9 protein-coding genes are annotated in these 8759 nt (G+C 39.8%); 3 read left to right on the top strand and 6 right to left on the bottom strand.

Translation table 11 applies throughout. From position 1 onward, the window contains the following. Positions 1-480: 480 nt before the first annotated feature. From BMX21_RS19780 to BMX21_RS16895, 4 genes are all read right to left on the bottom strand, one after another. Positions 481-1542 carry an ATP-binding protein gene (locus BMX21_RS19780; protein WP_242952951.1) on the bottom strand — a complete coding sequence of 354 codons (1062 nt, stop codon included), beginning with the start codon at positions 1540-1542 and terminating at the stop codon, positions 481-483. A gap of 267 nt (positions 1543-1809) precedes the next feature. Then, positions 1810-2121: an AlbA family DNA-binding domain-containing protein gene (locus tag BMX21_RS19775; protein ID WP_242952950.1), complete on the bottom strand. Its 312-nt coding sequence runs from the start codon at positions 2119-2121 to the stop codon at positions 1810-1812. Positions 2122-2527: 406 nt separating this feature from the next. Next, positions 2528-2875: a 4Fe-4S dicluster domain-containing protein gene (locus BMX21_RS16900; protein WP_022754474.1), complete on the bottom strand. Its 348-nt coding sequence runs from the start codon at positions 2873-2875 to the stop codon at positions 2528-2530. 210 nt (positions 2876-3085) lie between these two features. Further along, on the bottom strand, positions 3086-4786 hold the full coding sequence (locus tag BMX21_RS16895; protein ID WP_177174091.1) for a putative bifunctional diguanylate cyclase/phosphodiesterase: 1701 nt from the start codon (positions 4784-4786) through the stop codon (positions 3086-3088). Positions 4787-5283: 497 nt separating this feature from the next. Here BMX21_RS16895 and BMX21_RS16890 point away from each other — a divergent pair, with 497 nt between their 5' ends. After that, positions 5284-6588: a GGDEF domain-containing protein gene (locus BMX21_RS16890; protein WP_177174090.1), complete on the top strand. Its 1305-nt coding sequence runs from the start codon at positions 5284-5286 to the stop codon at positions 6586-6588. 8 nt (positions 6589-6596) lie between these two features. On the opposite strand, the gene BMX21_RS16885 is transcribed toward BMX21_RS16890, so the two are convergent. Further along, positions 6597-6908, bottom strand: a complete 312-nt coding sequence (locus tag BMX21_RS16885; protein ID WP_022758812.1) for a hypothetical protein — start codon at positions 6906-6908, stop codon at positions 6597-6599. A 32-nt stretch (positions 6909-6940) separates the two neighbouring features. Next, complete coding sequence (locus tag BMX21_RS16880; protein ID WP_022754469.1) at positions 6941-7162, bottom strand: hypothetical protein; 222 nt, start codon at positions 7160-7162, stop codon at positions 6941-6943. A 295-nt stretch (positions 7163-7457) separates the two neighbouring features. On the opposite strand from BMX21_RS16880, the gene BMX21_RS16875 reads away from it, so the two are divergent. Next, positions 7458-7787, top strand: a complete 330-nt coding sequence (locus tag BMX21_RS16875) for a PadR family transcriptional regulator (RefSeq protein ID WP_022754468.1) — start codon at positions 7458-7460, stop codon at positions 7785-7787. A gap of 20 nt (positions 7788-7807) precedes the next feature. Continuing rightward, on the top strand, positions 7808-8635 hold the full coding sequence (locus tag BMX21_RS16870) for a hypothetical protein (RefSeq protein WP_092046127.1): 828 nt from the start codon (positions 7808-7810) through the stop codon (positions 8633-8635). The last annotated feature ends 124 nt before the right edge of the window (positions 8636-8759 follow it).

The raw sequence follows: 8759 nt of genomic DNA, 5'->3' as shown, positions 1-8759 counted from the left end.
TGACTTCTCACAGTTCGTTGTTACTAGGCTAATGAAACCACTGTGAGACCTCCACGCTTAAGGCGCACGCTCTTTCTCTCCATATATCCGCCACATTTACTCTGCTACTACAAATGTGATAGTTATTAGACCTCGTTGTTCTTTGCCAACTTATCTCTCGTAGCCTAGCCTTATATGTGATTTCTGTCCGTCGGACCAGAGATTTGCTCACAGCTTCCTTCAGATTCCACCTCACGATGGACACCCTTGCTGTTCAGCTATACACTTCCCACTATCTGGGCGTGTTCGGGACTTTCACCCGTTAGAGCGCACCCATGGCGCGCAAACAAAGAAAAGGAGCCTCACGTAGTGAAGCTCCTAAGAAAACTCATTTTAATTTAATCCAGTAGTGACTGCAAATAATTTACGTCAGCATTAATCCAAAGTGCAAATGCAGCATTTTTTTCAACGTCCAGTGTTACTGTTTCAAAACTTATCAAGTTAGTGTAATAGCCACTCGCCATCTGTGTCACTACCTTTTCGTTCAACAGCCCCAAACTCTTGCATATCCTTTAAATATCTTTTAATAGTTCTATCACTTACACTTGCAAATTCTGCCATTTCAGCGATAGTCACGTGATTATTGGAAGTAATGGCATTCAATATCTTTTCAGCGGTTGCTTTCTGTTTACCTTTATAGTTCTTCAAATACTTTTTCGAAACATCTGAAAACAGTTCAGTGACAACCTCTGTGACATTCTCTGTGACATTCTCTGTGACATTTTTCTCACTCTTGCCCAAGGCTTTTAAATCATCTTCTACTCTTCTACCATCTTCCTCAGCTTTGACACGAGCAAACTCCTCATTTATGTAGGCTGTCACCATAGTATAGTCATCTGTGTCATTTACTGGTTCAAACACAAGTTTAGGTGAACCGTTATCTGCCATAGCATTTTTGGCTCTTCTAATTCCAGAACCATAGGACTGAATGAGATCAAGACTAAAAAACATCTCCTTTATCTCTTTATTGAGATAGTTTCTGTCCTGGAACTCTGTCTTTTCGTTCATGTCCTCGATTGTCACTGGTGGCACCGGCCTATTATGATTAATAAAGCTTATGTGGTCCTTATACAAATAAATACCTACATACTGTTCTTTTGAATACTCTTTATGAAGGATACAATTAGTAGAAAGCTCCGCAAACATTATTGCTGGCCAGTTAAAAACTCTGTGTGCAGCATTAGTAAGAGAATCTCTTATTGTGTAAGATGCCTGAATATTGTCCTCAAAATACTTAACTACCTGCTGTGCCTGAATCCAGATTGGACCGCTAAAGCGCTTCGATTCCATCTTATCTGTTCCAACAGCTTCTCTGATAATCTCAACATAGGCATATGGAATATACTGCTCTGGTTTATCTGCAAACATTAACACAGCAAAATTCTTGGCGCGTAAGCCACCATATTCGCTCTCTCCTATAAGCTTCAATGCCTTTGCCATTTCAAGCTTTGACATAGCTCTAATATCTGGAGCTGCATTAGTTCTGGCCAGGTATTCCTTCATGTATTCATAATCAAGATCATCAAGCGTAGCTGTCTCATTGAGTTCCGATGTAAAATGGAAGTCAGCAAATTTCTTGAGAAGCTCAAATTCTTCGCGCTTGTTAGGAAGTCTTGAATCTCTCCTTACCCTGATATATCTACCAGCCTTTAATCCAATTTTCTTATCTTTCTCTGCTTTATCACTGGTTTCATAAGGCCCATCCGGACCTGGCTCTACGGCTATGATAATATACTTCTTATCATCAATCTCATCCTGATGAAGACTGTATTATATTCTGGGATGAATATTTGCAAGTAGTGCTTTTATGGTATTTTCAGTTGACTCAATAAGGGATTCTTTTATTCCAGATATTGGTCTGACGGGTACAGCTTTTTCTCCAGTCTCCTTGTCATCCACTTCTTCAATTCCAACAAAAATAAGCCCAATTTCTCTATTCATATAGTTATTGGAAAAAGCACAGGCAGTCTTTAATATGCCATCCTTTATATCCGCAGACTTCTTATATTCGATATAATCATTTTCAATAGCACAACTATCTATTATGTCATGTGCCATTCTAATGATATCGTTTGCTTTCATGCCTTACCTCTCAAACAATATAATTTTATCTTACATTTTAAAATGGGAATGCCATCGCCGCAGCAGTGAACACTCCCATTTAGTGGTTGATTTTTCCGTTGTCTGCCAACCTCCAGCACCTGCGTCTGGATAATATCAGGTTTTTCCGTTGCCTGCCAACCTCCGGCACCTATATCCGGAAAAAAAGTATCAGATTTTAGGTGTCAACCCACCAAGTCTTCTGCCTTTCTTTGTACTTATATCATATATCGACTCATACATAAAAACAATGCGTATTTCCTACAAAAACATACTCATAAAGATATAAACGGGTTGCCTCATATATGCATTATTATGCAAGAAATTTGTAGATTGTTAAAGACTTTGCAAGCCCATTATCCTGGAAAATAAAATCACATTCAAAATCTTACAACAATTGATCCATATACTCATCAATTTCCTGCATTCTCAGGCTCTGCTTCACTCCAAATGGGCATCTGTTGTCACAGTGACCACATGAAATGCAGTCTGAAGCGTTCTTTTCAAGGGTCTTGTAATGCTCGATTGCTAAAGAATCGCCTACCTTTGCAAGGTCATAATACTTATTCACAAGCCCTATATCTATACCTACAGGACAAGGCTTGCAATGGTTGCAGTATACGCACTTTCCGTTTGCCTGTGGTGGAGCAAATGAACTGATTACAGAATAATCAAGCTCTTCCTCAGTTCGATCATAGTAAGATAAGAGCTCATCTGCTTCAGGTTCACAGTGCATTCAGCAAGCACAGCCTTGTTGTCGTTCATTTGCCGGATGAGCATATAGGCCTCCTAATCAGCAGCATGGTCTGTCCGACAACTCGCTTTTCCACACTATGTTCCTTCAGAAGCGTTTCGAGCTTGCGCGGAATATTCTGAAATAGAATTTTCCAGGTCGAAAGCCCCATCCGGAACCTGAGCATCATCTTCATAGTAGTTCCGGTATGTCTCATACGACCGGTGCATAATCGCAACTGTTTATAATCTCTGTCGCAGACTGATAGTCTACCGGCTTACTGTAATAATATCCCTGCGCCAGATTACAGCCCAGTTCCACAAGCTTTTTACCCTGCTCCTTCGTCTCAACGCCTTCTGCGATGATCTCCATCTTTAGTCTTTGTGCAATAGTTATTATGCTTTCAACAAGAATCGCAGTTTTATCATCTGCTGTTATCATATCTGTAAAAGACTTATCGATCTTTATTACATCTACATCGATGTTATGGAGAAGTGACAGGGATGAATATCCGGTACCAAAGTCATCGATGGATATAAACAGCCCATTTTCTTTGAGAGTTTTTACAAATGTAATGAGTCTCTCATACTCAACATCCTTTGTGCTCTCTGTTATCTCTATTTCCACATCGTCAGTAGATAGGCCATTTTCCTCTATTACCTTTAATATCTTGCTTTCTATCTTTGGTACAAAAAGGTCTTTTCTGGAAAAGTTACTTGAAATCCTTGGTGGAGTAAGTCCCATTTCTTTCCATCTTTTTATCGCTTTGCAGGTTTCATCAAATATGACAAGATCAAGTTTCGGTATAAGCCCCTCTCTGTCCAATATCGGAATAAACTGATCAGGGTATATGTAATGGTCCTCATGGAACCACCTGCACAGCGCTTCAAAACCAACAAGTTTGCCCGTTTTCATGTCAACCTTAGGCTGGAAAAAAGGCGTGAACTCATGGTTCTTTAATGCAGTCGGAAATATTCCTATAATGTCCCTTCCTTGCATCACCATATTTTTCAGCTCTTTGCCATAATAAACAACGTCCTGCTTTAATCTGCTCTTTCCAATCCCACAGGCTACATTTGCATCGTTAAGGCGTTCAAGGAAAGTCTTGTTCTCATCTTCTGAGAGCATGGATATCCCGACCCATGCCACAACGTCAAAGCGATTATTTGGAGCATTTTTAAGCTTTGATATGGTGACTGTACTTATCTTCTTTAAAAAGTTCTTTAGATTCTCATTGTGCAGGTATACTACAAAATTATCCCCGCCCATGCGTCCGGCACATTCATCATCTTCTGTAAACTTAAGCAGTTTCCTTGAATACTGTATTATGGCTTCATCTCCTGCCTGTGCACCACATATCTCATTAATGTATCTGAAGTTTCTGAGGTTGATCCTTAGAACGGCATAATCCTGTGGCCTGGAATGCTGTAGTACCATATAATATTTTCTTTGTACCATTGCAATATTAGGGATTCCTGTAAGAACATCAGATGTCTCAGCATAGTCAAGCATCTTTCTCATGTTCTGTCTGCTTATGATGATGTAGATAACATTTGCCATAAACGCACACAGTTCCTGGTCAATGTCATCTTCTTTTACAGCTTTTTCGAATTCTATGTAGGCATGGACATACTCATTTCCATCATAGTAGAAGTTGTAACACTTTTTTAAGCCTCCCGGCATGCCGGAATCAAAAAGAACAAGCTTGTCATCAACTGGTGTTGCTTCAAATACAAGTTTCCCCGTCCTGTGGTTCCGGTATCTGTCATCACCACCAAGATCCATGTCATAATACATTTTCGTGACATGAAGCGCACCACAGAGGTCCTTGTAGGTATCTGCTTTAATATTCTCCAGCGATGCCTCCTGAAAGAGTTTCTCAAGCTTATTTGCCATCAATTCAGCGATTTTCATAATTAACCTCATGTCGCGAGTGACTAATGGTTCAAATTGATGGAGCTCGCGTCATCAATTTGGGTTTGAAAGTGGAACACTTTCAAACTTATAGTCTCCCTAAATGATTTCAAAATCTATTCCTTGAGCATTGCCTCAAATTCTTCTAAAGGCAGAGGCTTTGAAAAGTAATAACCCTGGAACAGCGTGCAGCCAAAAGTTACTCTGCAACCTAAAATGAAGACAATCTTCTACGTTTATATAGTAACATTTAATATGCAACATAATCTATAAACTTCCTGTAAACAAAAAGCACATGTTTTTTGTTTATAAAGCTTTTTGTTGAGTCACAGCGCAATCCAAGTTACAATTAAAATGGAGGTGCAGGCAGGACAGATATGAACAATAAAAAAATGAAAAATTCCTTACAAAAATCACTTATCCGCATCAGTGTAATCATTGTTATATTCATATCTATTTCCGTGGGCACTTTGTGCTTTGATATTTACAGGAGGGATATGATAAGCAGATATCAGAACTATGCCGGTGATGCCATCAACTTTCTGAGCAGATGCATAGATGTTGATGACCTTGAAGAGTGTATGCGTACCGGTGTCAAATCAGACAAGTACAACGAGCTGCAGACTCTGGCCAATGACGTTAAGGAAACCCATGACCTGTTTTTTATATATATAATTGAGCCGTTAAGGGCAGATCCTCCAGACAACATGATGGATGTCCTTGCTGCATATACTTTATATGAAAAGACCTATGAAGCAGATGAACTTACCGATCTCGGAAACTATACCGGAGATGCTTATCCAAGGGATGTCGCCCTTGAGTACCTTAAGCGCATGGACACGGATACAACTGTCACTTACTTTAGAAATGATACTGACTTTGGGAAAATATATACCGCAATCCGTCCTCTGATAAATTCAAAAGGAGAGCCCATTGCTGTGATCTGTGGGGATATCCTTATTGATGATATATATAAAGCAGCCTATACATATGCGCTTGCGACATTCATAGTTGCACTTATTGCAGGTCTGCTTCTTGTTTTAGCGCTCAACAGATGGTATAACGAGCGGATAGTCAGGCCTATACGGAACCTTGAAAATGCAACCGGCAAAATTGAAGACAAATGCCGAAAGCGCGCTCCTGTATCAGAACTTGTTATGGATGAAATTGACATACATACCCATGATGAGATTGAATCCCTGTCAAGCTCCATCTTCTCCATGGTTGAGGATATAAGGAATTATGCCTTTGACCTGATCGACAAAGATAAAATGATAAGTGACATGCAGGATAAGAACTCCCAGCTGGAAGCCCTTGCAAACCGTGATTCTCTGACCGGAATACGAAATAAGACCGCATACGACAATGAGATCAAGAGCCTTGAATGGAATCTTAAGCTTGAAAAAACTGAATTTGGAATCGGAGTCGTTGATCTTAATTACCTGAAAATCATCAATGATACTTATGGTCACGAAAAAGGTAATGAAGCCATCAAGAACATTTGTCATATAGTCTGCGCTATATTTGCCCACTCTCCTGTCTTCAGAGTGGGAGGTGACGAATTTGCCATAATCCTAAAGGGTCAGGACCTTGAAAATATTGATTCTCTAATAGATAAGTTCAACCAAGAGCTCTCGGACCTGGCAAACAACAAGGGTCTATCTCCCTGGGAGGCAGTTTCAGCTGCGATTGGTTATGCCACGTATGACAGTGATAAAGATGCAGATGCAATAAACGTCTTTAAGCGTGCAGATAACAACATGTATGAAAACAAAAAGAGAATGCATGCCGAAAGAACATAAGAAATTCCTTAGTAGTTTTCCTCATCATCAGTTTCAAGGCCGTAGTACAGAATCTCGTTATATTTTGCATTAGCTTCTTCTGCAGATTTCTTTTTGTGCCATGTATCTATATCACTGCAAATGGCCAGCATTTCATCCACAATCAGTTCCGCAGTTCGGGGCTTCACATTATAAATATACGCCAGCATTCTGTCCATAGCCTTGGGGCTTCCCAGCTGCTTTGCAATCTGCTCACCAAGTTCCCTGGGGAACCCAAGCTGCTTGATAGCTGTCACAAGTTCATCCCGTTTTCTTGACCAATATATCTGTTTTTCTGTCATCTTATCCCTCAATCTTTTTTCAAGTCAGCACACTAGTGTATCTGCCTGTCCTGTCGATACTTTTCCATGTATTCCATATTTATGTCACGGATTTCTTTCTTACCATCAATATAATCCTGGTATATATCCCAAGGGCTTCCGCCTCCGAGCCAGCATGAAGAGCAGTTCTCACAACCGCCGCCACAATCCAGTGAACTCTTTACTATCTGCTCACGCTCTTCTTTGGTTGTATCCTTGATAAGTATAGATTTCATGGCGCTTTCTCCTTAATGGATCTTCTCATAAACATCCTATCATAATCAAGTATAATTGTTTATTAGTGATAAAGCTATATCTAGCATATTGACATACCCCGACTGTAGTAGTATATTTACTATGACAGTCGTAGTAACGATTATCGTAGTACATAGCACACGAGTATTTCATTTGTATTATTTCAATAGTGTCAGTATTAATGACTCAAACTTCTCACTTGGACGGTGCAGTATCACCTAAGTGGAAAGTTAATAATTCATCACCTAATACACGTACCGAAAGAGAGTTTATCTTATGCAAGAGATCAGTAGTGATGTGATCCGAGGTTATAACGATACCATCATTCTTTTTTTCCTAAGAAAGGAGCCATCCTACGGCTATGAGATATCAAGGAATATCCGGGCTGTATCTGATGACAAGTACCTGATCAAGGAGACTACGCTTTACTCTGCTTTCACAAGGTTGGAAAAGAACGGTTATATAACGTCCTTTAGCATGGAGGCAGACAATGGTAAACGCCGTACTTACTACAAGATCACGAACCAAGGGCTTAATTATTATAGGGAAAAGTGTGAAGAATGGCGTCTTACCAAGGACGTAATAGAAAGATTTATTGATGAATAAATAAAAGAGGGGAACTAACTATGGAAACTATCAAAAACTATCTGGACGCAATGTTTGCAAGCATTCCTGATACTCCGCAAGCCAGAAAAGCCAAGCAGGAACTGTATTCTATGATGGAAGACAAATACAATGAACTTATTCAAAGCGGTATGCCCAAAAATGAAGTGATAGGTACTATCATCTCTGAATTCGGAAGTAAGGAAGATCTTATGGAAATCCTGGGTCAGAAAAAGCATAGCATCATACCTGCGCCCCAAAATGATGCTCCAAACTATGAAATGCCCCCCAAGGGAAGGCGCATAATAGACTCTTATGAAGCTGACAACTATATTAAAGATTGTACTTCATCAAGAATATTACTCGGATGCGGTGTATTCTTCTGCATTATAGCTCCAATTGGCCCTATTCTTGCTTCAGGACTTGGAGACATCTTTATATTAAGTTTATTTTCTGACTTTATTGAAGCAATAGGTGTTATTCTTTTATTTGTATCCGTGGGTTTGGGAGTTGCACTTATTCTCCTGTCTACAAGCAGAAATAAGCTATGGAGATTCCTTGATCATGAACATTGTATGCTGGATCCCGAAACCGAATTCGTAATCCAAAACGAGCTTATTGATAATCAGGAAAACAAATCATTCATGCTGGCCGGAGGCATACTGCTATGCATAGTAAGTGTAGTCCCTGTAATATTCTTCGGAATATTCTCTATCTGTGATTTCTTCACAGATGCTCTGGGACCATCTCTTATATTCGTCCTAGTTGGAGCCGGTGTGTTCTTTATACTCAATGCTACCAGAAGAACCACCCCTTGCGAGAAGCTCCTAACGCTCAAAAACAAAGTATGATAATTATTTTAACAAACACTCCCCACTTGTATGAACCAACATCCAAGCGGGGAGCTTTTTTTCTTTTATCATACTTAACCTCATGCCACGAGCAAAGAATGTGGCTAATGGTTAAAATGGGTGG

The organism is Butyrivibrio sp. TB, from assembly GCF_900110805.1.
In the GTDB taxonomy this organism is placed as follows: Bacteria; Bacillota; Clostridia; order Lachnospirales; family Lachnospiraceae; genus Butyrivibrio; species Butyrivibrio fibrisolvens_C.
Note: the sequence above shows the minus strand (reverse complement) of the source record. Positions and strands in the feature narration are given on the sequence as shown.

Bases quoted from the DNA above. Each gene is read 5' to 3' on its own strand.
- BMX21_RS19780 (WP_242952951.1), bottom strand. From the start codon at position 1,542: ATGAAGGAATACCTGGCCAGAACTAATGCAGCTCCAGATATTAGAGCT.
- BMX21_RS19775 (WP_242952950.1), bottom strand. From the start codon at position 2,121: ATGAAAGCAAACGATATCATTAGAATGGCACATGACATAATAGATAGT.
- BMX21_RS16900 (WP_022754474.1), bottom strand. From the start codon at position 2,875: ATGCACTGTGAACCTGAAGCAGATGAGCTCTTATCTTACTATGATCGA.
- BMX21_RS16895 (WP_177174091.1), bottom strand. From the start codon at position 4,786: ATGAAAATCGCTGAATTGATGGCAAATAAGCTTGAGAAACTCTTTCAG.
- BMX21_RS16890 (WP_177174090.1), top strand. From the start codon at position 5,284: ATGATAAGCAGATATCAGAACTATGCCGGTGATGCCATCAACTTTCTG.
- BMX21_RS16885 (WP_022758812.1), bottom strand. From the start codon at position 6,908: ATGACAGAAAAACAGATATATTGGTCAAGAAAACGGGATGAACTTGTG.
- BMX21_RS16880 (WP_022754469.1), bottom strand. From the start codon at position 7,162: ATGAAATCTATACTTATCAAGGATACAACCAAAGAAGAGCGTGAGCAG.
- BMX21_RS16875 (WP_022754468.1), top strand. From the start codon at position 7,458: ATGCAAGAGATCAGTAGTGATGTGATCCGAGGTTATAACGATACCATC.
- BMX21_RS16870 (WP_092046127.1), top strand. From the start codon at position 7,808: ATGGAAACTATCAAAAACTATCTGGACGCAATGTTTGCAAGCATTCCT.